At 60.7% G+C, this 23,690-nt stretch carries 16 protein-coding genes; 6 read left to right on the top strand and 10 right to left on the bottom strand.

Annotation, left to right across the window (positions count from 1 at the left end):
* Window positions 1-188: 188 nt before the first annotated feature.
* Window positions 189-542 (bottom strand): hypothetical protein, encoded by a 354-nt coding sequence (locus A7317_RS16135; protein ID WP_024075908.1) that lies wholly within the window; start codon window positions 540-542, stop codon window positions 189-191.
* Between the two features lie 492 nt (window positions 543-1,034).
* Between A7317_RS16135 and A7317_RS16130 the strand changes: the two genes are divergently transcribed.
* On the top strand, window positions 1,035-5,903 hold the full coding sequence (locus tag A7317_RS16130; protein ID WP_069076313.1) for an NAD-glutamate dehydrogenase: 4,869 nt from the start codon (window positions 1,035-1,037) through the stop codon (window positions 5,901-5,903).
* A 196-nt stretch (window positions 5,904-6,099) separates the two neighbouring features.
* Here the strand turns inward: A7317_RS16130 and A7317_RS16125 are convergent, their stop codons facing one another.
* The 3 genes from A7317_RS16125 to A7317_RS16115 all read right to left on the bottom strand — a co-directional run bounded on the left by A7317_RS16125 (window position 6,100) and on the right by A7317_RS16115 (window position 8,979).
* On the bottom strand, window positions 6,100-6,795 hold the full coding sequence (locus A7317_RS16125) for a GntR family transcriptional regulator (RefSeq protein ID WP_069076312.1): 696 nt from the start codon (window positions 6,793-6,795) through the stop codon (window positions 6,100-6,102).
* A gap of 18 nt (window positions 6,796-6,813) precedes the next feature.
* Window positions 6,814-7,515 carry a FadR/GntR family transcriptional regulator gene (locus tag A7317_RS16120; protein ID WP_024075905.1) on the bottom strand — a complete coding sequence of 234 codons (702 nt, stop codon included), beginning with the start codon at window positions 7,513-7,515 and terminating at the stop codon, window positions 6,814-6,816.
* A 153-nt stretch (window positions 7,516-7,668) separates the two neighbouring features.
* Window positions 7,669-8,979, bottom strand: coding sequence for a C4-dicarboxylate transporter DctA (locus tag A7317_RS16115; protein WP_069076311.1), 1,311 nt, complete (start codon window positions 8,977-8,979; stop codon window positions 7,669-7,671).
* Window positions 8,980-9,211: 232 nt separating this feature from the next.
* Here A7317_RS16115 and A7317_RS16110 point away from each other — a divergent pair, with 232 nt between their 5' ends.
* A complete protein-coding gene (locus A7317_RS16110) occupies window positions 9,212-9,841 on the top strand; it encodes a DNA-3-methyladenine glycosylase I (RefSeq protein WP_024075902.1) in 630 nt (209 codons plus the stop codon).
* Between the two features lie 359 nt (window positions 9,842-10,200).
* On the opposite strand, the gene A7317_RS16105 is transcribed toward A7317_RS16110, so the two are convergent.
* Together A7317_RS16105 and A7317_RS16100 are read right to left on the bottom strand one after the other, a co-directional pair.
* Complete coding sequence (locus tag A7317_RS16105; protein ID WP_069076310.1) at window positions 10,201-10,602, bottom strand: cupin domain-containing protein; 402 nt, start codon at window positions 10,600-10,602, stop codon at window positions 10,201-10,203.
* Between the two features lie 84 nt (window positions 10,603-10,686).
* Window positions 10,687-12,120 carry a PLP-dependent aminotransferase family protein gene (locus A7317_RS16100; RefSeq protein ID WP_024075900.1) on the bottom strand — a complete coding sequence of 478 codons (1,434 nt, stop codon included), beginning with the start codon at window positions 12,118-12,120 and terminating at the stop codon, window positions 10,687-10,689.
* A gap of 146 nt (window positions 12,121-12,266) precedes the next feature.
* Here A7317_RS16100 and A7317_RS16095 point away from each other — a divergent pair, with 146 nt between their 5' ends.
* The 3 genes from A7317_RS16095 to A7317_RS16085 all read left to right on the top strand — a co-directional run bounded on the left by A7317_RS16095 (window position 12,267) and on the right by A7317_RS16085 (window position 18,110).
* Window positions 12,267-12,710: a carboxymuconolactone decarboxylase family protein gene (locus tag A7317_RS16095; protein WP_024075899.1), complete on the top strand. Its 444-nt coding sequence runs from the start codon at window positions 12,267-12,269 to the stop codon at window positions 12,708-12,710.
* 134 nt (window positions 12,711-12,844) lie between these two features.
* Window positions 12,845-16,201, top strand: a complete 3,357-nt coding sequence (locus A7317_RS16090; protein WP_069081339.1) for a hypothetical protein — start codon at window positions 12,845-12,847, stop codon at window positions 16,199-16,201.
* A gap of 625 nt (window positions 16,202-16,826) precedes the next feature.
* Window positions 16,827-18,110 carry a hypothetical protein gene (locus A7317_RS16085; protein ID WP_155766408.1) on the top strand — a complete coding sequence of 428 codons (1,284 nt, stop codon included), beginning with the start codon at window positions 16,827-16,829 and terminating at the stop codon, window positions 18,108-18,110.
* A 48-nt stretch (window positions 18,111-18,158) separates the two neighbouring features.
* Here the strand turns inward: A7317_RS16085 and A7317_RS16080 are convergent, their stop codons facing one another.
* The 4 genes from A7317_RS16080 to A7317_RS16065 form a co-directional block, all read right to left on the bottom strand.
* Window positions 18,159-18,926 (bottom strand): SDR family oxidoreductase, encoded by a 768-nt coding sequence (locus A7317_RS16080; RefSeq protein WP_024075896.1) that lies wholly within the window; start codon window positions 18,924-18,926, stop codon window positions 18,159-18,161.
* A gap of 22 nt (window positions 18,927-18,948) precedes the next feature.
* On the bottom strand, window positions 18,949-20,016 hold the full coding sequence (locus A7317_RS16075) for a phosphotransferase family protein (protein WP_069076307.1): 1,068 nt from the start codon (window positions 20,014-20,016) through the stop codon (window positions 18,949-18,951).
* Window positions 20,017-20,145: 129 nt separating this feature from the next.
* Complete coding sequence (locus tag A7317_RS16070) at window positions 20,146-21,099, bottom strand: 2-hydroxyacid dehydrogenase (RefSeq protein WP_069076306.1); 954 nt, start codon at window positions 21,097-21,099, stop codon at window positions 20,146-20,148.
* Between the two features lie 192 nt (window positions 21,100-21,291).
* On the bottom strand, window positions 21,292-21,816 hold the full coding sequence (locus A7317_RS16065) for a cysteine hydrolase family protein (protein WP_069076305.1): 525 nt from the start codon (window positions 21,814-21,816) through the stop codon (window positions 21,292-21,294).
* A 500-nt stretch (window positions 21,817-22,316) separates the two neighbouring features.
* On the opposite strand from A7317_RS16065, the gene A7317_RS16060 reads away from it, so the two are divergent.
* Complete coding sequence (locus tag A7317_RS16060) at window positions 22,317-23,594, top strand: serine/threonine transporter (RefSeq protein ID WP_024075893.1); 1,278 nt, start codon at window positions 22,317-22,319, stop codon at window positions 23,592-23,594.
* Window positions 23,595-23,690 lie beyond the last annotated feature (96 nt).

The raw sequence follows: 23,690 nt of genomic DNA, 5'->3' as shown, positions 1-23,690 counted from the left end.
GCATCGAAGGGGGTGGCGACTAACGGCGTCACGGGTATTTTCAGAAAAACTTGTAGGGTTTTTGTGTGGGAACACAGTCAATGTGGGAGGGGGCTACATCCCGATGGCGGCGCGTCAGTCACAGATGTATTAACTGACCCGATGCTATCGGGGGCAAGCCCCCTTCCACATTTGATCGATGGTGCAGCTTAAATCCGGATGAAAGTGCCGGTGCCTTTGAGGATGTTTTGCAGGGTTTGCTCGACTTCGGCCAAGTCCGAGGCGGCTGTGGCATGGGTGATTGCCAGGTGGTCCTTGCCGCCCAGGGCGTCGGCGTCGCCTGCGGCGAGTTCTACCTGCAGCGTGGTATCACTCAGGGTGACCTTCAGGCCGTCCAGGGTCGACGGCTCGTAATCCCAGGTCAGCTCGACTTCGTTTTCATCCGGATACCGGGTCAACATGAACATCTCGCCGTTTTTACCGTGGCAGCAGAGCATGGCCATGTTGTCTTCTTCGTCGTCGCACGGGGTGGCCATCAATGCGTCGGTTTTCAGCTGCAGCATGGGGAATCCTGTGTGGGGGAGGGTGTTGCGTGGGCAATTGTGCCATTGCGGCGAATTTTGTGCTGCATCCTGTGTCAGACCCAGTGCATGACCTGATGGGCAAGATCGGTCATTTCTGGTACTCGCTGCGGCGAAAACAGCCGGTTTTTCTGCGGGAAAATCCGGGTTGTCCAAGTCGCAACCGCAAGCTTGCTTACCGATGACCGAATATGTCGCAGCACCGCAAGCAGCGGTCTTCCTACACTCGTTAAGCTGCGCAACGGATGTGCCCTGTGCCGGGAGCCTGACCTGCCCGTCGTACCGTCGCCCGGCAAGGTGTACGTTCAATGGACGTTGTATGTGACCTGACTGTCTTGTCCAGCTTCACCCACCTGTCACCCTGATTCGTTTAAGGTGCTTAACTCGTTACCTGCGAACAGAGCTGACGGTCTCCCCGCAAGGGGATAACACGCGACGCTTCCATCAATAACAAGCCCAAGCGGAGTACCACAGATGGCGTTCTTCACCGCAGCCAGCAAGGCCGACTTCCAGCATCAACTGCAAGCGGCACTGGCGCAGCACATCAGTGAACAGGCACTGCCACAAGTGGCGCTGTTCGCTGAGCAATTCTTCGGCATTATTTCCCTGGACGAACTGACCCAGCGTCGCCTTTCCGACCTGGCCGGTTGCACCCTGTCTGCCTGGCGCCTGCTTGAGCGCTTTGATCACACTGAATCGCAAGTGCGGGTCTATAACCCCGATTATGAACGTCATGGCTGGCAGTCGACCCACACTGCGGTCGAAGTGCTGCACCATGACCTGCCATTTCTGGTGGACTCGGTACGCACCGAGCTGAACCGCCGTGGCTACAGTATTCACACCCTGCAAACCACCGTGCTCAGCGTACGCCGTGGCAGCAAGGGCGAATTGCTGGAAATCCTGCCTAAAGGCACCCAGGGCGAAGGCATCCAGCAAGAATCGCTGATGTACCTGGAAATCGACCGCTGCGCCAACGCCGCCGAACTCAACGTGCTGAGCAAAGAGCTGGAGCAGGTATTGGGCGAAGTGCGCGTGGCCGTGGCCGATTTCGAGCCGATGAAGGCCAAGGTCCAGCAGCTGCTGGAAAGCATCGACGCCAGCCCGTTCGGTATCGACGGCGAAGAAAAGGCCGAGATCAAGAACTTCCTGGAATGGCTGGTGGGCAACCACTTCACGTTCCTGGGCTATGAGGAATTCGTGGTACGTGACGAGGCGGATGGCGGTCATATCGAATATGACGCCAGCTCGTTCCTCGGCCTGACCAAGCTGCTGCGCGCCGGCCTGACCGCCGACGACCTGCGCATCGAAGACTACGCCGTGTCCTACCTGCGCGAGCCGACCGTGCTGTCGTTCGCCAAGGCCGCGCACCCGAGCCGCGTACACCGCCCGGCGTACCCGGACTACGTGTCGATCCGCCAGATCGATGCCGACGGCAAGGTCGTCAAGGAATGCCGCTTCATGGGCCTGTACACCTCGTCGGTGTATGGCGAAAGCGTGCGGGTGATCCCTTATATCCGTCGCAAGGTCGCGGAAATCGAACGCCGTTCGGGCTTCCAGGCCAAGGCGCACCTGGGCAAGGAGCTGGCCCAGGTCGTTGAAGTATTGCCCCGTGACGACCTGTTCCAGACCCCGGTCGACGAGCTGTTCAGCACGGTGATGTCGATCGTGCAGATCCAGGAGCGCAACAAGATCCGCGTGTTCCTGCGCAAAGACCCGTACGGTCGTTTCTGCTACTGCCTGGCCTATGTGCCACGCGATATCTATTCCACCGAAGTGCGCCAGAAGATCCAGCAAGTGCTGATGGATCGCCTGAAAGCCTCGGACTGCGAATTCTGGACCTTCTTCTCCGAATCCGTGTTGGCCCGTGTACAACTGATTCTGCGGGTCGACCCGAAGAACCGCCTGGACATCGACCCGCTGCAACTGGAAAAAGAAGTGGTGCAGGCCTGCCGCAGCTGGCAGGACGACTACTCCAGCCTAGTTGTGGAAAGCTTCGGCGAAGCCCACGGCACCAACGTGCTGGCCGACTTCCCGAAAGGCTTCCCGGCCGGTTACCGCGAGCGTTTCGCGGCGCATTCGGCCGTGGTCGACATGCAGCACCTGCTCAGCCTGACCGAAGCCAACCCGCTGGTGATGAGTTTCTACCAGCCGTTGGGCCAGGTGTCCGGCCAGCGCGAGCTGCATTGCAAGCTCTACCACGCGGATACCCCGCTGGCCCTGTCCGACGTCCTGCCGATCCTGGAAAACCTGGGCCTGCGCGTGCTGGGTGAATTCCCGTATCGCCTGCGCCATGCCAATGGCCGCGAGTTCTGGATCCACGATTTTGCGTTCATCGCCGCCGAAGGCGTGAACCTGGACATCCAGCAGCTCAACGACACCCTGCAGGACGCGTTCGTGCATATCGTGCATGGCGATGCCGAGAACGATGCGTTCAACCGCCTGGTGCTCACCGCTGGCCTGCCATGGCGTGACGTCGCGCTGCTGCGTGCCTATGCCCGTTACCTCAAGCAGATTCGCCTGGGCTTCGACCTGGGCTACATCGCCAGTACCCTGAACAACCACACCGACATCGCCCGCGAGTTGACCCGGTTGTTCAAGACCCGCTTCTACCTGGCGCGCAAGCTCAACGCCGACGACCTGGAAGACAAGCAGCAACGTCTGGAGCAGGCGATCCTCACGGCCCTGGACGACGTCCAGGTGCTCAACGAAGACCGCATCCTGCGTCGCTACCTGGACCTGATCAAGGCCACCCTGCGCACCAACTTCTACCAGACCGACGCCAACGGCCAGAACAAGTCGTACTTCAGCTTCAAGTTCGACCCGCGCGCGATTCCCGAGCTGCCCAAGCCGGTGCCGAAGTTTGAAATCTTCGTCTACTCGCCACGGGTCGAAGGCGTGCACCTGCGCTTTGGCAACGTTGCCCGTGGCGGCCTGCGCTGGTCCGATCGTGAAGAAGACTTCCGTACCGAAGTGCTCGGCCTGGTAAAAGCCCAGCAAGTGAAGAACTCGGTGATCGTGCCGGTGGGCGCCAAGGGCGGTTTCCTGCCGCGTCGCCTGCCATTGGGCGGTTCCCGTGACGAGATCGCGGCCGAAGGCATTGCCTGCTACCGCATCTTCATCTCCGGGCTGCTGGACATCACCGACAACCTGAAGGACGGCGCCCTGGTGCCGCCGGCCAACGTGGTGCGGCATGACGGCGATGACCCGTACCTGGTGGTCGCGGCGGACAAGGGCACTGCGACCTTCTCCGACATCGCCAACGGCATCGCTATCGACTACGGCTTCTGGCTGGGCGATGCGTTCGCCTCCGGTGGCTCGGCCGGTTACGACCACAAGAAAATGGGGATCACCGCCAAGGGCGCGTGGGTCGGTGTGCAGCGTCACTTCCGTGAGCGCGGCATCAATGTGCAGGAAGACAGCATCACCGTGGTGGGCATCGGCGACATGGCCGGTGACGTATTCGGTAACGGCCTGTTGATGTCCGACAAGCTGCAACTGGTCGCGGCCTTCAACCACCTGCATATCTTCATCGATCCAAACCCGAACCCGGCCACCAGCTTTGTCGAACGCCAGCGCATGTTCGAGCTGCCGCGTTCGGCGTGGAGCGACTACGACACCAGCATCATGTCCGAAGGCGGCGGTATCTTCTCGCGCAGCGCGAAGAGCATTGCCATCTCGCCCCAGATGAAAGAACGCTTCGACATCCAGGCCGACAAGCTGACCCCGACCGAACTGCTCAACGCCTTGCTCAAGGCGCCGGTGGACCTGTTGTGGAACGGTGGTATCGGCACTTACGTCAAGGCCAGCACCGAAAGCCATGCCGATGTGGGCGACAAGGCCAACGACGCGCTGCGCGTCAACGGTAACGAGCTGCGCTGCAAGGTGGTGGGCGAGGGCGGTAACCTCGGCATGACCCAACTGGGTCGTGTGGAGTTCGGCCTCAATGGCGGCGGCTCCAACACCGACTTCATCGACAACGCCGGTGGTGTGGACTGCTCCGACCACGAAGTGAACATCAAGATCCTGCTCAACGAAGTGGTGCAGGCCGGCGACATGACCGACAAGCAACGCAACCAGTTGCTGGCGAGCATGACCGACGAAGTCGGCAGCCTGGTGTTGGGCAACAACTACAAGCAGACCCAGGCCCTGTCCCTGGCCGCGCGCCGTGCCTACGAGCGTGCCGCCGAGTACAAGCGCCTGATGAGCGACCTGGAAAGCCGTGGCAAGCTGGACCGCGCCATCGAGTACCTGCCGACCGAGGAGCAGCTCACCGAGCGCGCTTCCGCCGGCAAGGGCCTGACCCGTCCGGAGCTGTCGGTGTTGATCTCGTACAGCAAGATCGACCTCAAGGAAGCACTGCTCAAGTCGCTGGTGCCGGATGACGAGTACCTGACCCGTGACATGGAGACCGCGTTCCCACCGAGCCTGGTCGCCAAGTTCGGTGAAGCGATGCGTCGCCACCGCCTCAAGCGTGAGATCGTCAGCACCCAGATCGCCAACGACCTGGTCAACCACATGGGCATCACCTTCGTTCAACGCCTCAAAGAGTCGACCGGCATGAGCCCGGCGAACGTGGCGGGCGCCTATGTGATCGTGCGGGACATCTTCCATCTCCCGCACTGGTTCCGTCAGATCGAAGCCCTGGACCACCAGGTCTCCGCCGACGTGCAACTGGAGCTGATGGACGAACTGATGCGCCTGGGCCGCCGCGCGACGCGCTGGTTCCTGCGCAGCCGTCGCAACGAACAGGATGCTGGCCGCGATACCGCGCACTTTGGTCCGCACCTGGCCGCGCTGGGCCTCAAGCTCGACGAACTGCTGGAAGGCCCGACTCGTGAAGGTTGGCAGACCCGCTACCAGGCCTACACCGAAGCCGGTGTGCCGGAATTGTTGGCGCGCATGGTTGCAGGCACGACTCACCTGTACACCTTGCTGCCGATCATCGAAGCCGCCGACGTCACCGGGCATGACGCCGCCGAAGTGGCCAAGGCCTACTTCGCTGTCGGCAGCGCCTTGGACTTGCCGTGGTACCTGCAGCAGATCAGCGATCTGCCGGTGGCCAACAACTGGCAGGCCCAGGCTCGCGAAGCGTTCCGCGACGACGTGGACTGGCAGCAGCGGGCGATCACCATCTCGGTACTGCAAATGGCCGACGCGCCACAAGACATGGAAGCCCGCGTGGCCCTGTGGCTTGAGCAGCACCAGGACATGGCTGATCGCTGGCGCGCCATGATGGTGGAAATCCGTGCTGCGGTCGGCACGGACTACGCCATGTATGCGGTGGCCAACCGTGAGTTGCTGGACCTGGCGTTGAGTGGCCAGTCGGTGCTGCAACCGGCTTGATTTAGCGCCTGAAACAAAAGCCCCTGCATTGTGAGATGCAGGGGCTTTTTGTTGGAATGCCCTTTATCAAACACCCCAAAAACTGTGGGAGGGGGCTTGCCCCCGATAGCAGAGTGTCAGCCAGCCTCTTCATGACTGGCCCACCGCTATCGGGGGCAAGCCCCCTCCCACATTTTGATCTCGTTTTATCTGGAGATTAATGGTGTTTCAGCAACTTGGCTTCCAGGTGATCCAGGTGCTGGGTCATCAGGGCCACTGCGGTGCTTGAGTCGCGTTGCTCCACCGCATCCACAATCGCCTCATGCTCCTGCCACGCGCAATACGTGCAGGCTTTCGTTTCGTACTGGGCAATGATCAGCGACGTCAACGGCACCAGGCTGTTGAGAAACTGCGCCAGTGGCCCATTCCCGGCAATGGCCGCCAAATTCAGATGAAACTCCCCCGACAAGCGAATCGCCGGCCCACGCAGGTCCCGTTCGATGCCGTCACGCTCGCGTGCGATCAATTCGCGCAACTGCCGGATTTGCATCGGCGTGGCTTGGGCGCAGGCCAGTTGCACCACGGTGATTTCGGTCAGTCGCCGCGCTTCCAGGATCTGCCGTGTTTGCTGCGCGTCCGGCGCCGCCACCTGGGCGCGTTGGTTGGGGCGCAGGATGATCACTTGTTGATGGGAAAGCTTGGCCAGCACGCGACGAATCACACTGCGGCTGACGCCAAAGGTTTCACCCAGGCCCTCTTCGGTAAAGCGGCTGGAGGGGGCGATGCGTTGTTCGAGGATGGCGTCGAACAGCCGTGGGTAGATGTCATCCACCGAGGTTTTTTTAGCGCCCACCAGGCGCATGCTGGGCAGGGCAGTGACAAGGGGGGCACGTTGCAAGGCGTGGGCGGTCATGGCCGGTCTCCAAAAAAATCAACTGCCCAGATGGTCGTCCGGGATGTTCAAGCGAATGCCCATGCGCAGGCCTTCCTGGAGGATGTGCCGGCGCATTTCGGCACTGGCCAGGGCGCTGTTCTTGTTGCGGATGGCGCGTACTACGGCTTCGTTTTCCTGAAGGCGTTCGGCCAGGTGCTCGGGGGAGTTGCGCAGCACCTGGGCGCTTTGCTTGAGGGCGTTGCTGGTTTGTTGCACCACGTTCTGGAAGATCGGGTTGGAGGTGAGCGCAAACAGTTCTTCGTGAAAATCGAGGTAGGCGTTCATGCCGGCTTCGGCATCCCCGGCGTCGAGGGCTTCGCGCATGTCCATCAGGGTCAGGCGCAGTTGGCCGACTTCCTTGCTGCTGATGGACTGGGCCACCAGGCCGACGATGAAAGGTTCGAGGGTGTAGCGCAGTTGCAGGATGTCTTCCAGGCTGGCGTCGGCCACAGCGTCGCTCGATTGCGGTTCGCTGATGCTGGTTTCCAGCACGACCACGCCTTTGCCGGGCATGGAACGCACCAGGCCGAGGGTTTCCAGCACAATCACGGCCTCGCGCAGGCTGGGGCGGCTGATGCCCATCTGTTCGGCCAGTTCACGCTGGCCGGGCAACATTTCGCCCCGGCGCCACTGACCCCGCGCCAAGGCGGCGCGGAGTTTTTCTACGACTGAATTGACGACGGTTGAGGTGCTGATCACGTCGTGCGCTCCTTAAAAATGAATAATCCCTGCACTGTAGGAGCGAGCTTGCTCGCGAAAAACTTCAAGTCACCGCGTACATCCAGAATGCCCGCGTTATCGTTGACGATCTTCGCGAGCAAGCTCGCTCCTACAGTGGAAGGCGTTAGCGCTCTAGAATTCCTGATGCGCTGGCACTACCGGCTTTTTAGCCTGGAAGGCATAACCCTGCTGGCCGTACAGCACTTTGTTGGCGCGCTGGATGTCGATGTCTTTTTCCCAGCGGGCGATGGCCACGGTGGCGACGCAGTTGCCGATCAGGTTGGTTAACGCACGGCCGATGCCCATGAACCAGTCCACCGCCAATACCAGCACCAGGCCGACCACCGGAATCGCCGGGATGGCCGTAAGGGTGGCCGCCAGAATCACCAGCGCCGAGCCGGGAATCCCATGGGCGCCCTTGGAGGTGATCAGCGACACCAGCAAGATCGTCAGCAGGTCGGTCATCGACAGTGGCGTGCCGGTGGCGTTGGCGATAAACACGATGGCCAGGGTCAGGTAGATCGAGAAACCGTCGAGGTTGAACGAATACCCGGTCGGAATCACCAGGCCCACGGTGGAGCTGCCAATGCCCAGGTGTTCGAGTTTGCGCATGACCTGCGGCAGCACCGCATCGGAGGAGGCGGTGCCCATCACGATCAGCAGCTCTTCACGCAGGTACTTGAGCAACGGCAACATGCGCAGGCCCGACAGGCGCATCACCAGGCCGAGGATCAGCGCGACAAACGCAAAGCAGGTCAGGTAGAACAGGCCCACCAGGCTGCCCAGGTGTTGCAGGGAGTCCAGCCCGTAGGTGCTGGTGGTGAAGGCGATCGCGCCAAACACGCCGATCGGCGCCAGGCGCACGATCATGCCCATGATGCGGAAAATCACGTGGCTCAGTTCATTGATCAGCCGAGTGATGCCGGAAGCCGCTTCGCCCACCAGGTTCAACGCGCTGCCGAACAACACCGAAAACAGCAGCACTTGCAGCACATTGTTATCGGCAAAGGCGCCGATCACCGAGTTGGGGATCAGGTCCATCAGGAACTGGCTGGTGCCCTTGATGTGCTGGCCCTTGTCGGCCAGTTCATGCAGGCCCGCGGAGGAGAGCTGTTCCAGGTGGATATTGGCTCCGGTGCCGATGCCGGTGCTGAAGGCCATGACCAGGCCGATCACCAGGGCAACCGTGGTCAGCACTTCAAAGTAGATCACTGACTTGAGGCCGATGCGCCCGACTTTCTTCAAGTCACCGGCGCCGGAGATACCGCTGACCACCACGCAGAACACGATCAGGCCAATCAGCATCTTGATCAGCTTGATAAAGCCGTCACCCAGGGGTTTGAGTTGCGAGGAGAATTCGGGAAGGGCAAGGCCGCAGGCGATGCCGAGCATCAGGCCAATCACGACTTGCAGGAAAATCGAACGCGAGCACCATCTGAGCATGGGAGTGATCTCTATTCGGTGCCCCGGTGGTTCCAGGGCTTAATTGTTGTGGTCATACCGGTAAGTCCAGTGCGTCGCCAGTCTAGGCCAGGTATTTTTGAAATAACAAGTCATTCTTCGTCGGTTGACAGGTCCCGGTCTGACCAGTTGGTCGTGGAGGGCGGCGCTTGAGCGGTTGGCCGCGTGGAAATTTTTTCGCTTATCATCCGCGACCTGGCATGTGAGGTGATGGATGGATACACCAGGACTGAGCACCGATGAGACCGGACAGGTCTACTGCACCTGGCGCACGGCGGCGCCGGAATACCCTCGATACCACGACCGCGAGTGGGGCGTGCCGGTGGCCGATGATGTTCAGCTGTACGAGAAGATTTGCCTGGAGGGCTTTCAGGCGGGCATGGCGTGGATCACCATCCTGCGCAAGCGTGAGCAGTTTCGGGTGGCGTTCGAGGGCTTTGATTTTCGCCGGGTGGCGCAGTACGGCGCGGCGGATGTCGAGCGGTTGATGCAAGATCCGGGCATCGTGCGTAATCGGGCGAAGATCGTTTCCACGATCAACAATGCACGCCGGGCGTGTGAGCTGGTGGACGAGACCGGCTCGCTGGCGCAGTGGTTGTGGGCGTTCGAACCCGGCCCTGAAGAGCGTCCGGCAGTGGTGGACCTGGCCTACTGGACCGGCAATCCGACTTCACCCGCCTCGGTGCGCTTATCCAAGGCCTTGAAGAAACGCGGCTGGACGTTCGTGGGGCCGACCACGATGTATGCGCTGATGCAGGCGATGGGGATGGTCAACGATCACCTTGATGGGTGTGCGTGCCGCCCAAAGATCGAAGAATTGCGCCGCCAGTTCAAACGCCCGTGAGCCACAGACAAACCGCAGTTAAAAAATGTGGGAGGGACTTGCCCCCGATGAGGGAGTGTCAGTCACTTATTTGTTAACTGACCCAGCGCTATCGGGGGCAAGTCGAATCGTCGCACCGCCCCTCCCACATTTGGATCTGCATACATCAGGTCGATCTGAGTCTGCTTTTGCTCTGGCTTTGGCTGCCTTGGAACCGACCAGAGTTGTGCCTGGTGTACTCGGTAAAAAATGTGGGAGGGGGCTTGCCCCCGATGAGGGAGTGTCAGTGGATGCATCTATGGCTGACCCACTGCTATCGGGGGCAAGCCCCCTCCCACATTCAGCACCCCACCCAAACTTCTGATTGGGGGTGCGGCTGATTATTTTGGAAGAGGGGTCAGCACTTCGGCCTTGTCGTCCAGCACTATCACCACCAGCAACCTGGCCGGCTGGGTCTGGCTGGCATTGCTGGATTCAAAGTGTCGCGAGCCGGCCGGCTCGTAGAACGATTCGCCGACCTTGTAGGTTTTCGCTTTCTCATCATTGACCCGCGAAGTGATCGCGCCTTCGAGCACGTAGGCCACGGCCGTGCCCGTGTGGCTATGGGGCACGGTGGCTTGGCCGGGGGCGTAGTCCACGGTGAGCATGAGGGTTTTCTTGCCGGGCACATTGGTCAGCGCGTGTTCTTGCAGGACCTTGATCGATTCCTGGTTGTACACGGGCTCGTGGGCAAAGGCGCTGAGCGAGGCGAGCATCAGGGTGGTGGCGAGCAGGCGTTTCATGGCGACGTTTCCGAGAAGTTCGAGACCTGCCCACCGTACGCCGGGTTTTTCGCGCGACCAATGACCAATCCGGTGGAAAACCCCTTAGCCAATCTGCTGGAGAATATCGCGCACCTTGTCCAGCGCCGGGTCGATGTCGAGGGTCTCGATGGCCCCAAACCCGATGATCAGGCCCGGACGCACCGGCGTGTCGTGGAAGAACACGTCCAGCGGGTACAGGCCGACTTCCACCTGGCGCGCTAATTCCATCAGCAACGGGATATTCACCGGTACTTTGCACAACGCCGCCATATGGAACCCGGCCACGGTGGGCACCGCTTCGAACCACGGCGCAAGGTCGCCCGCCAGGCGTTGCAAAATGCGCTCGCGGCGCCCGGCGTACACGGTGTGGCAGCGGCGAATATGCTTGAGCAAATAGCCTTCGCTGATGAACTTGGCCAGCGCCCATTGCGGCAATGTGGAGCTGTGCTGGTCGGTCAATTGCTTTGCCTTGAGCACCGCACCGTAGATCGCCGGGGGCAGCACCGCATAACCCAGGCGCAGCTCGGGCAGCAGGGTTTTGGAGAAGGTGCCGACGTAGGTGACCACGCCACGGGTGTCCAGGCTTTGCAGGGAATCGGTGGGGCGGCCTTCGTAGCGGAACTCGCTGTCGTAGTCATCCTCGATAATGATCGCCCCCAGCTCGAATGCGCGGGCCAGCAAGGCTTCGCGACGTGCCAGGCTCATGGGCATGCCGAGTGGGAATTGGTGCGACGGCGTGACGTAGATCAGTCGTGTGCCATCGGGGATCCGGTCGACCTGGATGCCGTGTTCATCGACGGGAACGCCAATGACCAAGGCCCCCATCGCCATGAACAATTGACGCGCGGGGCTGTAGCCGGGGTCTTCCATGGCGACGATGCTGCCCGGTTCCAGCACCACGCGGGCGATCAGGTCCAACGCCTGTTGCGCACCGTTGGTGACCACGATGTCGCTGTCGCGGCATTTGACCCCACGGGAAAACGCGATATGCCCGGCAATGGCGCTGCGCAGGGCCGGCAACCCTTCGGGCTGGCTGTAGAACCCGCTGTCCTGGGCGATGCGCCGCAACGCGTCCTGGGTGCAACGCCGCCATTCATCCTGGGGGAATTGGTTGCGGCTGGTGGCGCCGCCGATAAATTCACAGCGCAACGTGCTGTCGCGAGTGGGGTGGCGCATGGGCGAAGGCAGTGACTGCCACTTTTTCAGGTTGGCGGCGCAGGCCAGGTCGGTAGCGGTTTGCAGGCGCTCGGTCTGCGGCGTACGGGCGTTGACGAAGGTGCCGCGGCCAGTCTTGCCGACCAGCAGGCCTTCGTAGGTCAGGGTGGCGTAGGTGTCGGATACGGTCTTGCGCGATACCCCCAGTTGTTCGGCGAGCAAGCGGCTGGGCGGCAGTTGCGCGCCGGCGGCCAGGCGCCCGGAGACAATGGCTTCGTGCAACTGCTGGTACAGCTGTTCGGCCAGATCCTTGCGGCCATTGATGATGACGTGCAGTTCCATGTTTCATCCCGGGGTCTTCGTTCTGTGCCAAGGTTACTCGCTCGCGAGGCGCGCTCAAAATGGTCCCTGGGTAAACCGTCGAATTGGCTATAGGGCTTATACCGTGAGGGTTCTAGGCTGAGGTGTCATTGCCCGAGAACTGCCCCATGGAATCCCGTCTGGACTACTACACCGCGTCACCACAAGCGCTCAAGGGCATGTTGCTGCTGGAGGCGAACACCTTTGGCCTGTCCATCGAGCGGCCGCTGCTGGAGCTCATCAAGATCCGCGTTTCGCAGCTCAACCACTGCGGCTTTTGCACCGATATGCATTCGATGGCGGCGCGTCAGCGCGGCGAGACGGAGCGACGTTTGTTCGCGCTGTGCGTATGGCGTGACTCGCCGTTCTTTACGCCGCGGGAGAAGGCGGCATTGGCCTGGTGCGAATCGGTGGCGATGCTGCCGACTTCCAGTGTTTCAGACGAACTCTTCAGCGCCGTGCGCGTGGAGTTCAGCGAGCAGGAACTGGTGGACCTGACCATGGCGGTATCCAGCATCAGTGGCTGGAACCGCCTGGCGGTGAGTTTTCGCCAGCAACCGCCGAACGCTTGATCGGGATATTCACCAACGCTCTACGTATACACCTCAGGTTCATGTCTCAACACTTCAGTATCGACGCAGTGCGCGCACAGGGTGTTCGCGTTGATAACGACGAAGCGTTCTTCGTCAGTGACTGGAGTACCGTAATGGAAGAATTGCAGGACGAAGGCGCGTCTGCCTTACAGCTGCGTCAAAAGACCTTGATGGATCTGGATGCAGCATGGGGATCGATGCGTATCGGTGAGATCTCGGTTGGCCGCGTGGCCCTGGATAATATGGGCGCGCGCGTGGAGGGCGCGGACCTTGACGTGGCGCGGTATCGTGTCAAGGAAGCTGATCAGGCATTGATCGATCAGATCACGTTTTCTGCTGTGCACCTTAAGGACTATCTGGCGTCCGCCAGCAGTGCAACCTGTGACCAGGCCACCGCCGCACTGTTTGAACTGGCGTCATTACGTTCGGATTGGGCGCCCGCTATGTTGAGCACGCCTGATGTTTCGGACGGGGCGATTGTCAAGCTCGATCGACTGCTGCGGCGGGTACAGGACGTCAACCTCAACGACGTGGGTGCCATGGAAAGCCTGCCCGGCTGGGCCGATAAGCTTAGAAGCGGGAGTGCCCAAACCTTGGGAGCCGGGCTGCAGCTCTACGGTTTTTACAGTGCCATTCGAGGAATAGGCGAAGCGCTCAGAACGGGGGATGCGGGCGAGCTGTTGTTCGAGGGCAGCGCCTTTTCCGCAGAAATGACGTCCCTCGGCGTGGAGTTGGCGCTGGAGCGTATCGGCCAGAAAATGATGAGCGCCGGCCATACGGTTTATCGCGGGTTCTGTGCATCACGCGCGGGATTGCTGTTACGCCGTGGTGCTGGATTGATCGCCTCGGTATTGACCGTGCCGTTTGACCTTGCCCAGGCGGGCATTGCGCTTTCAAACGCGCTGAAAGCAGAAGGCAAACAGGCGCAGGATCTCTACGTCGAGGCCGGTTTCAGTCTCGTCAGCGCAACCCTCAGTCTTGCACTGGGCGTCTCGGCGTTGGCCGGCTTCAGCGCGACCGGGCCCGTAGGCCTTATCGCCGCAGCGGTGCTGATTGTCGGTACCCGGATTTATGCCGCGTGCCGGGTGGTGGATGATATCGATGATTACATCGAGTTGAGCACCCATGAGCGCCTGCGCAGCGGCTGGTTCGCGTTTACCGGTATCGACTTGGATGAAGGCGTACTCGATCGCTACACGACCAGCCGCGCGCGCACTGTATACGCAGAAAGCCTCAAGGCCCAAGCCAGGGCATTGCTTGGCGGTGAGATGAAGAACAGTGTGCAGGCCATCGTCAATGGCACGTTCGAGGTCCACCTGCAGACGATACGGCACTGGAAACATCAATGGGATGAGCAGGCGGGTGAGGCCCCCCACACGTTGGTCCGTGAACCGGTCATCCACGAGGTGGATGACCACTTCGATGCGACCAAGGAAGGGGCCGTCGATTTATTGCCCGAGGCCACTTGGGGGACGAAGGGGCCCGAAAAAGGTGTGCTCTGGCTGCTGGGTGGCGGGGATGACACGGTGTTGGGGGTGCCCACCCGCCCGAACCACTTTCGCTACAGCGGTGGCCGCAAGTACCTGGTGGGCGGCAGCCAGGACGACGAATTCATGTTCGAGGTACCGCCGGATACTTTTTCTGGCGCAGAAGGGCGGGTGCCGATCTCGGTGCTGGTGGGCGGTACCGGGGCTGACACCCTGAGCTTTCTCGGCGAGGCGACATGGCCGCGTGCAGCAGGCTTCAACGTCAACCTGGGGGCGGGCAGCGTGACATTGATGACCGACAATGGCCGCGACGGTCTCAAGTGCATGGGGTTGTGGAGCATTGAGAATGTTGCGTCCCTTGCCGGCGCTTCCAGCGTGATTACCGGCAGTAACGAGGCCAACCGTATTGTCTTGAAGGGGGAGCACGACAAGGCCCACGCAATGGCCGGAGACGACCAGTTGTTGATACAGCGGGGCAGTGCCAGGGTGAATGGCGGTCCAGGCGCCGACTACTTCGAGATTCTTGAGAGCGCCAAGGATGTCGTCATCGAGGAGGACGGCCAGCAGCGGAGCCTCATCATGCTCAACTGGCCCTTCAGCCGGATTCAACGCTGGTGGATCTCGGGCAACGCTCTGAAGGTGGAGTCTACCCTGGGGCTGGACGGTGAACTGCCAGGCCCTTGTGTCGGGATCGAAAATGTCTACACGTTGCGTGAGGGTAAACGCCATCTGGTCAACGAACTTTTCAGCTTTCTCACGCAGGACGGCTATCGAATAACGCCCTTGTTGCCTGACGCGTTGGAACCGACCGGGGAGCCGCAAGTGAGCATGGAAGTGCTGGCGCCTCCCGGACCCAGGATCTCCCCGATTATTCTGGGCCCCGGTCAGTCGGTTGCCTTGGCGGCAGGCACGTCCAGTTACTTTGTCAGTCGCGGCCACGGGATGACGGCCATTGATGCCCATGCAAGCCAGGAGCAGGGCCGATGCTGTGTGTATGTGGACTATGACAACCAGGAATTGGCAGGGGTGTATACCACCTATCATGTGGCCACGCGACGCGTGAGCAACTTCGACTACCTGGATTACACGGGCGCGAAGATAAAGTTTGAGTGGGCTGATGGCCGCACGCTTTATCTGGACGAATACGCGGCGCAATCCTCAGCGACGTGGACGAGTGTGGGCGGTTCATTGCAAGCGTCAGCCTTGAAGTTGAAGGCTGAGTTCGTCGTGGTGATGCGTGATGGTGTTTCGTACCGGCTATTACCGCCGGTGCAGTCTTACGTCGGTGATTTCGCCACTCCAGGTTATAGAATCAAGGACGGAATGGCTTCGTTGAACCTGAGGTACGGGCATTACCCGTTCTTGAGGCCGCGCACGCCTAAAAGCATAAATCTGACCGCTCACTCACAACGGGTGCACCTGGGCGCGGCGCCTCAGCTGGCAACCTGTGTGCTATGCGGACGGGGCGGGGTATACGAAATCTATCTGACGTCCTGGGCGACCGTTGAACTATCGACACCGCAGGCGCTGAGTAAAGAGTCCGATGCATCGACCTGGGACTTCTTTTGTACAGCGCTGGCGGAAGATATTCAGCTCGACAGCATTGTTGTCAGCCCTGGCCACATCAAGGTGGGCAGCGTGTCGATTAGGGTCCCCAAGTATGACGACCCCGACGTTCCCTTGGAAAACATCCGGATTCATTCAAAGGACGGCGGACGTTTCGACGTCAGGCTGGACCTTGGCAAGGTGTATCTCGCCAGGGTCGCCGCTTCGGGCAATAGTTCGATTGCGCAACTGTTGAAGGCCTTGCGTCACTGCCGACAAAGAGCCGCAGTGTTTACGCCACGCGTTAACGTGACGGGCATCGGCATGGCCGATGGGACAACGGGCACTGTTTATTACGACGTCATGGCTGATTGCTGGAGATTGGACGCTGACAGGCATCGGCAGGTATCCAGTGATGAGCTGGCTGTTTCAACTTGAATCCATAAGCTGCCGAGGTGGTTCTTCCGGGCGGCTGAACAACATAGTCTAAGGACATTCTATGAAGCAATTTACTTCCCCTTCCGTGCAACCGGTAGCAGGGCGCCCGGTCGATCGACCCAGTGGCGCGGCACCCAGTGCGCGTACTGCGTTTCCTGTCGTTGACTTCGCTGGCGGGCCCCTGCCGCCTGAAGCAATACCCGTGCGCAACAGGCCAGCCGCAGCTGTTCCGAGCGCGACTTATCAGCGCATTACCGATCTGCCGACGACCCCCGCCGTAACCCGAGACGCTATTTTTGCCCCCGACGGTGACCCCATACCCGCACCTGATCCAGCGACTGGATTGCGTGAATATGAATCGCGCAGTTACCTGAACCTGGATGACGGGACGACCGTTCTGGCGGTGCGTGATCCGCAGACCGGGGAATGGCGTGAAAGAGCGCCGGATTCACGCTTGCCACGAGGTCCTGCACTTCACCGGGTGCCGCAGACGAACACCTGGCGCAGTCATTCTGCGGCCAGTTCGTCTTCTTCTTCCCCGAGCCTCAGTCATAGCTCATCGGCATCGTCATTGAGCCACAGTGCTTCGTCTTCCTCGCTTACCGCCACACCGAGCCCTGTGAGCTTGTCGGCGACCCTGCGTATTGATCCGGTATGGAATCTGGGGCTCTACACGTTGCCGGTGAGTCCGGCCCCCGCCGACACCCTGACGTTCTCCGGCAAGAGAGCCTTCATGATCGGGGCTGAGCAATATTTTATGGATGCCAATTTTGGCAACCCATCAGGTGCTGTGCCGAATGCGCGACCCCATCTGTTTTCTGTGGGGGCGGGAGGCAATCTGGTAAGCGCCGGGCGTATCGAACGGGATGGCTTGTTCAGGTTAAACGACAACCGACATTATTTGCCGGTGGGCACAGGCTTTTGCACAGTGAACTTCGATAGCGCATGGCTGCGTTGGAAGGTGGTAGATGCAGGCGGTCATGGCAGGGCAGAGATTTTAATTGAAATGGGTGGCGCGCCCGATAGCTGGGTGCCGATGCTGGCTGTTGATCAACTCTCGGATCTTTTTCAATCGGTCCGGAATATCAAAGGTTATGCCGGGCATGTGGGGGCGGTCGATCTGAGTAATAGCAGTATCGACCAGTGGGTTTATCGCTATATGCAGGGCTACTTGCGTCAAATAGTCGGGTTTTGCGAGCCGGCTATCCGCAGTGCGCCAACGGCGCAAAAAGGGGCGCTGATCGATGCCTATATCTGGCGCAATGGTTACCCGTATGACTGTCTGGCTTCCATCTGCAGCGCATTGGAAAACCGCCGCCCATTGCCTCCGGGGATGCCGATATTCGATGCGTTTCAAGGTTTGGGCACGGTCAGGTGCTCAAAAGACGGTAACTTCAATGTGGCGCGTATCAGCCGAACGATGCAACTGCACTATCCCGATAGAAGGCGCTCGTTGGCCGAAGAGGCGTTACTTGAGACGTGGCGGGAAAAAGACGCTGCCCGGGACAACAAGCGCAAGGGCGAAGTGAACGAAGCCATGTATGAGGCCCGGTTGACGGAAGATGGCTATACGGTACTTCCCGGCGGAACCTACGGAGGTGGGCAGAATGGCTTTGATCGGGTGTTTGAAGGCCCGGCAGGCGATATCTACATTCTGGAAGCCAAGCATGTCAGTTATACCTCCGCCGGCGAGCTTGCCAACGTCAGCCTGGGAGGGACGACAAGCTCACGTCAAATGACCGACAGTTGGGTGCGGCAAGTGCTGGCGTTATCCCAACCCGGTACGCTGGCGGCCAAGCGCGTTTCCGACGCGTTGAGGCGTGGCCAGTTATTCAAGTTATTAGGTGCGACGTCCAAGGATGGCAAACTTGTCATGTTCAAGATTGATATGAGTCCCGTGGACTTCTAGTCCTGCCGGCATGCCTGGGAGCAAGCGCCCTTGCTCCCAGGCACGTGTTCAGGACAGGAAGCCGCCATCCACATTCAGCGACACGCCCGTAGTGTAGCTCGATGCATCGCTGGCCAGGTACAGCACGGCGCCGGCCATCTCGCTTGGGTCGGCCACGCGCTTGAGCGGGATCTGCGCCAGGGCCATTTTCAGTATCGCGTCGTTCTTCACCAGCGCCGAGGCGAACTTGGTATCGGTCAGGCCCGGTAGCAGGGCGTTGCAGCGAATGCCGAATTCGGCGCATTCCTTGGCGAACACCTTGGTCATGTTGATCACGGCGGCCTTGGTTACCGAGTAGATGCCCTGGAACACGCCCGGCGAAATGCCGTTGATCGACGCCACGTTGATGATGCTGCCGCCGCCGTTCTCGCGCATCAGCTTGCCGGCTTCCACCGACATGAAGAAGTAGCCGCGAATGTTCACGTCAACGGTCTTCTGGAAGGCCCCGAGGTCGGTGTCCAGTACGTTGCAGAACTGCGGGTTGGTCGCGGCGTTGTTGACCAGGATGTCCAGGCGCCCGAACTGCTCGCGGATGCCGGCGAACACCTGGGTGATCTGCTCCATTTCGCCAATGTGGCAGGCGACTGCGGTGGCCTTGCCGCCGTCGGCGATGATCGCGTCCGCCACGTGCTGGCAGCCTTCGAGCTTGCGGCTGGACACAATCACATGGGCGCCTTGCTGGGCCAACAACTTGGCGATGGCTTCACCGATGCCACGGCTGGCGCCGGACACAAAAGCAATCTTGCCATCGAGGTCGAACAGGTGGGTCTTGGACATGGGGACTCCTTGTTATAGGCGATCAGAGCGCGGATTTGCCGATGACATCCAGGCTCATCTGCTCCAGCAGCGTGTTCATTTGGATGAATTGCGCAAAGCGTTTGTCCTGGGTCTGGCCGTGGAAAAAACGGTAGTAGATCTGCTGCACGATGCCGGCGAGGCGGAACAGGCCGTAGGTGTAGTAGAAGTCGAAGTTGTCGATCTCAAGGCCCGAGCGCTCGGCGTAGTAGTCGACAAACTGGCGACGGGTGAGCATGCCGGGGGCGTTACTCGGCTGGCGGCGCATCCGTTGCACGGGCGCCGGGTCGGCGGCTTCGATCCAGTAGGCGAGGGTGTTGCCCAGGTCCATCAGCGGGTCGCCCAGGGTGGTCAGTTCCCAATCCAGCACGCCGATGATCTGCATCGGGTTGTGCGGGTCGAGGATCACGTTATCGAAGCGGTAGTCGTTGTGCACGATGCTGGAGGTCGGGTGGTCGGCCGGCATCTTGTCGTTAAGCCAGGCGCGCACGGCCTCCCAGCGCGGAGCGTCGGGGGTCAGGGCTTTTTCATAGCGGTCGCTCCAGCCACGAATCTGCCGCGCCACATAGCCTTCGGGCTTGCCCAGGTCGGCCAGGCCACAGGCGGCGTAGTCCACCTGGTGCAGCTCGACGAACTTGTCGATAAAGCTTTTGCACAAGGCTTCGGTCTTGGTCGCGTCCAGGCCCAGCTCGGCCGGCAGCTCAGAGCGCAGGATGATGCCGTTGACACGCTCCATCACGTAGAACTCGGCGCCGATCACCGACTCGTCGGTGCAATGCACATAGGCCTTGGGGCAATACGGGAAGCCATCCTTGAGCTGGTTCAGAATGCGGTATTCACGGCCCATGTCGTGGGCGGACTTGGCCTTGTGCCCGAAGGGCGGGCGACGCAGGACGAATTCCTGGCCAGGGTATTCCAGCAGATAGGTCAGGTTGGACGCACCGCCGGGGAACTGACTGATGGTGGGCGTGCCGCTCAGGCCAGGGATGTGGGCCTTGAGGTAGGGATCGATCAGGCTGGCATCAAGTTCTTCGCCTGGGCGAATCTGGGTCGATTGGTCGTTCAGCGCCATGCTTATCCCTTCTGCTTATTCTAAAGGCCTTGGACTATTTCCTAATCTAATGCGCACAGCCGCCCAACGACAAGGTCGGGGCGGCTTAATAGGTTAGCGTGTTGGATGATGATCAGCGTGCCTGATCGGTCATTTATTGGGCGGCGGCAAGGTCACTGGCGTCAGTACCGGTCGGCCGGCGAAGAATTCCACCAGGTTGTCAGCCACCCGCTGCACGGTGTCGTGGGCCGCTTCCGGCGACAGGCCGGCCACGTGGGAGGTCAGCACGGTATTGCCGAGGCGCTTGAGGGCATCCGGGACCTTGGGTTCATCGTCGAAGACGTCCAGTGCCGCGCCGCCGATACGGCGCTGTTCAAGGGCGGCAATCAGATCGGCGGTCACCACCACACTGCCACGCCCGACATTGACCAGGTAGCCGTTGGGGCCCAGCGCATCCAGGGCGATGCGATCGATCAGATGGCGAGTTCCGGCGCCACCGGGTGTGGCCAGGATCAGGAAGTCCGAGGTGCGCGCCAGTTCCACCGCGCTGGCGCAGTAGGTGTAGTCCACGTCATCGCGCGGCTGGCGATTGTGGTAACTCACCTGCATGTCGAACCCCAGGGCGGCACGCTTGGCGATCTCCAGGCCCACGGCGCCGAGCCCGAGAATGCCCAGTTGCTTGCCGCCCAGGGAAGGGCGCATCACCTTGGGCCATTCACTGCGCCGCACCGCCGCGTCCGTCTGCGGAATGCCGCGCACCAGCGACAGCAGCAAGGCCATGGCGTGGTCGGCCACCGACGGTGCGTTCACCCCGGCACCGTTGGTGACCACAATCCCGCGGTTGCTCGCCGCCTGCAGGTCCACGTGTTCGTAGCCGGCGCCGATCACGCAAATGATCTCCAGCAACGGCAGCGCGGCGATTTCCTCGGCATACAGCCCCAGCGGGCCACGGGTCAGCACGGCCTTGATCTGCCCGCCGTGGGTCTTGATGGCCTGGGCGCGTTCGGCGGGCGTCGGTGCCAGGATCACATGAAAGTCGTTGCTCTCGATGATTTGCAGGTATTCGTTGATGGTTTCAACCAGAACCAGAACAGTGGTGGTCATCGGAAGGCTCTTCCTGAAGGGTTTGAGGGCATGAGTATGCGGGATTTGCAGGACGGCGCGTTTTGTCTGGATGGAAAAATTACTGTAGGCGCGAGCTTGTTCGCGAAAAACCTGGTGGGAGGGGCCGTCAGGTTTCGCGTGATAGCGTTTACGATTGTCGCAAGCAAGCTCGCTCCTATAGGGTTTGTATTGTCAGAACGCTATCTCGGTCGCTCTCACCCGTTTTACAAATGCCCCCGCCAACGTTGCATTGTGATGCTCGATGATTTCCTGGGCCGACAGTGTCGGGGTGTCCATGCAGGTATGTCCGTCTTCGGGCAGTAGCACCGAGAACCCCAGTTCTGCCGCCACCCGGCAGGTGGTGTCGATACAGAACTGGGTTTTCATCCCCACGATCACCAGTTGATTGACCTGTGCAGCGTGCAGTTGCTGCGCCAGGTCCGTGCCCAGGAAGCAACTGGGGCGGGTTTTATTGAACAGGTGGTCGCGCGCTTCATCGACATCCAGCGCGGGCCATACCTGCCAAGGCGGGCTGCCCGCTTCGATGGGGGAACCCGCAGGGCCGGTGTGGCGGGCCACGAAGATCGGAGCGCCGGCATTGCGGGCGGCTTGGATCAGGTGGTTGATGGTGCCCAGTACGCGTTCGCGCTCGAAGGGTTTGTCCGGGCCATCGTACAAGCCGGTTTGCATATCGATGATCAGTAGGGCGTCAGTCATTGTAGTGCTCCTGGTGGTGGCCGGAGGACGGAGCAATAAAAAGGCCCCGTCCATTGCTGGCGGGGCCTTGGGTTGATTCTGTGTGTGGCTAGTTCAAGCACCCACGGCAACCGCACGACCCGCCTTGAGCGGTCGTGGTGGTGGTACGGGTGAGGCATTGCTGAGTCAGGTTCATGCCCCGATCATGCTGGGATGGACGTGGGGCTGTCAACGGGCAGTCATTGCGTGCGCCAGGCTGCTGCCGTGCGACGCTCATTCACAAGACAGGTATGTGGCCCCAATAGAATTGTGCACGGCCGGATTATCCTGCGTCACGCCAGAGCCCTTTAAAACCGCCGCCTGTAGCCGCCCCTGCGCGTCTGCGTCGCATAACCGTTCCTCAGCTAAGTCTTTGCTTCTTCAGGAGAATCCCGGACAATCGCGCCCCTGTTATGGCTGGGGCGCTGCCTGTCAGGTTTTTCTGACTCGTCCCGGCTGTGGAAATGCGGAGATCCGACCGGATGAATGATCAGGCCAATAGCGTCGACGAACGCTATGCAACGACACCTGCAACCCTCACAAACTGGAGCCACCAGGACACCACTTGGATGCTCGGTCTGTTCGGCACCGCCATTGGCGCCGGCACCTTGTTCTTGCCGATCAACGCGGGCCTGGGGGGCTTCTGGCCGCTGGTGATCCTGGCGCTGCTGGCCTTCCCGATGACGTTCTTTGCCCACCGTGGCCTGACCCGTTTCGTCTTGTCCGGCCGCGAAGGCTCCGACATTACCGATGTGGTCGAAGAGCACTTCGGCGTCAAGGCCGGTGCCCTGATCACCTTGCTGTACTTCTTCGCAATTTTCCCGATCCTGCTGATCTACAGCGTGGCGTTGACCAACACCGTCAGCAGTTTCATGGAGCACCAGTTGCACATCATGCCGCCGCCCCGGGCGATCCTGGCATTCGTGCTGATCCTCGGCCTGCTGGCAGTGGTTCGCTGCGGTGAGCAGGTGATCGTCAAGGCCATGAGCCTGATGGTGTATCCGTTTATCGTCGCCTTGCTGTTCCTGGCGGTGTACCTGATCCCCCATTGGACCGGCGGCATTCTCAGCACGGCAAGCGTGGTCCCGGCACCGTCGGCTTTGCTCAATACCCTGTGGCTGGCGATTCCGGTGATGGTGTTCTCGTTCAACCACTCGCCGATCATCTCGGCCTTTGCGGTGGACCAGAAGCGCCAGTACGGCGCCCATGCCGATGAGCGCAGCTCGCAGATCCTGTCCCGTGCGCACCTGTTGATGGTGGTGATGGTGCTGTTTTTCGTGTTCAGCTGCGTGCTGACCCTGTCGCCGGCACAGCTGGCTGAAGCGAAGGCACAAAACCTGTCGATCCTGTCGTACCTGGCCAACCACTTCGACAACCCGACCATCGCCTTCGCGGCGCCGTTGATTGCGTTCGTGGCGATTGCCAAGTCGTTCCTGGGCCACTACATCGGTGCCAGCGAAGGCTTGAAAGGCCTGGTGGTCAAGAGCGGCCGCCGCCCTGCAGCCAAGACCCTGGACCGCATGACCGCCGCCTTCATGCTGGTGGTGTGCTGGATGGTGGCCACGCTCAACCCCAGCATCCTCGGCATGATCGAGACCCTGGGGGGGCCGATCATTGCGTCGATCCTGTTCCTGATGCCGATGTATGCGATCCGCAAGGTGCCGGCCATGGCCAAGTACCGTGGGCAGGCGTCCAACGTATTCGTCACGGCCGTCGGCCTGGTGGCGATTACCGCGCTGATTTACTCGCTGCTGTCCTGACACCCGGCTGTACCCCACAAGGTCGATTCGCGCACACCGCGAATCGGCTTTTTTTTGCGCGTGCAAAACCTGACGGGGCTCAACCACGACACGCCA

The organism is Pseudomonas fluorescens, from assembly GCF_001708445.1.
GTDB classification, from domain to species: domain Bacteria; phylum Pseudomonadota; class Gammaproteobacteria; order Pseudomonadales; family Pseudomonadaceae; genus Aquipseudomonas; species Aquipseudomonas gorinensis.
The sequence above is the reverse complement of the archived record's forward strand: the minus strand, read 5'-3'. Positions and strand labels throughout refer to the sequence as shown.

Excerpts from the sequence above, each read along its gene's own strand:
- A7317_RS16090 (WP_069081339.1), top strand. The coding sequence starts at position 12,845 with ATGGAAGAATTGCAGGACGAAGGCGCGTCTGCCTTACAGCTGCGTCAA.
- A7317_RS16075 (WP_069076307.1), bottom strand. The coding sequence starts at position 20,016 with ATGGCGCTGAACGACCAATCGACCCAGATTCGCCCAGGCGAAGAACTT.
- A7317_RS16110 (WP_024075902.1), top strand. The coding sequence starts at position 9,212 with ATGGATACACCAGGACTGAGCACCGATGAGACCGGACAGGTCTACTGC.
- A7317_RS16105 (WP_069076310.1), bottom strand. The coding sequence starts at position 10,602 with ATGAAACGCCTGCTCGCCACCACCCTGATGCTCGCCTCGCTCAGCGCC.
- A7317_RS16070 (WP_069076306.1), bottom strand. The coding sequence starts at position 21,099 with ATGACCACCACTGTTCTGGTTCTGGTTGAAACCATCAACGAATACCTG.
- A7317_RS16100 (WP_024075900.1), bottom strand. The coding sequence starts at position 12,120 with ATGGAACTGCACGTCATCATCAATGGCCGCAAGGATCTGGCCGAACAG.
- A7317_RS16060 (WP_024075893.1), top strand. The coding sequence starts at position 22,317 with ATGAATGATCAGGCCAATAGCGTCGACGAACGCTATGCAACGACACCT.
- A7317_RS16130 (WP_069076313.1), top strand. The coding sequence starts at position 1,035 with ATGGCGTTCTTCACCGCAGCCAGCAAGGCCGACTTCCAGCATCAACTG.
- A7317_RS16115 (WP_069076311.1), bottom strand. The coding sequence starts at position 8,979 with ATGCTCAGATGGTGCTCGCGTTCGATTTTCCTGCAAGTCGTGATTGGC.
- A7317_RS16080 (WP_024075896.1), bottom strand. The coding sequence starts at position 18,926 with ATGTCCAAGACCCACCTGTTCGACCTCGATGGCAAGATTGCTTTTGTG.
- A7317_RS16065 (WP_069076305.1), bottom strand. The coding sequence starts at position 21,816 with ATGACTGACGCCCTACTGATCATCGATATGCAAACCGGCTTGTACGAT.
- A7317_RS16095 (WP_024075899.1), top strand. The coding sequence starts at position 12,267 with ATGGAATCCCGTCTGGACTACTACACCGCGTCACCACAAGCGCTCAAG.
- A7317_RS16135 (WP_024075908.1), bottom strand. The coding sequence starts at position 542 with ATGCTGCAGCTGAAAACCGACGCATTGATGGCCACCCCGTGCGACGAC.
- A7317_RS16125 (WP_069076312.1), bottom strand. The coding sequence starts at position 6,795 with ATGACCGCCCACGCCTTGCAACGTGCCCCCCTTGTCACTGCCCTGCCC.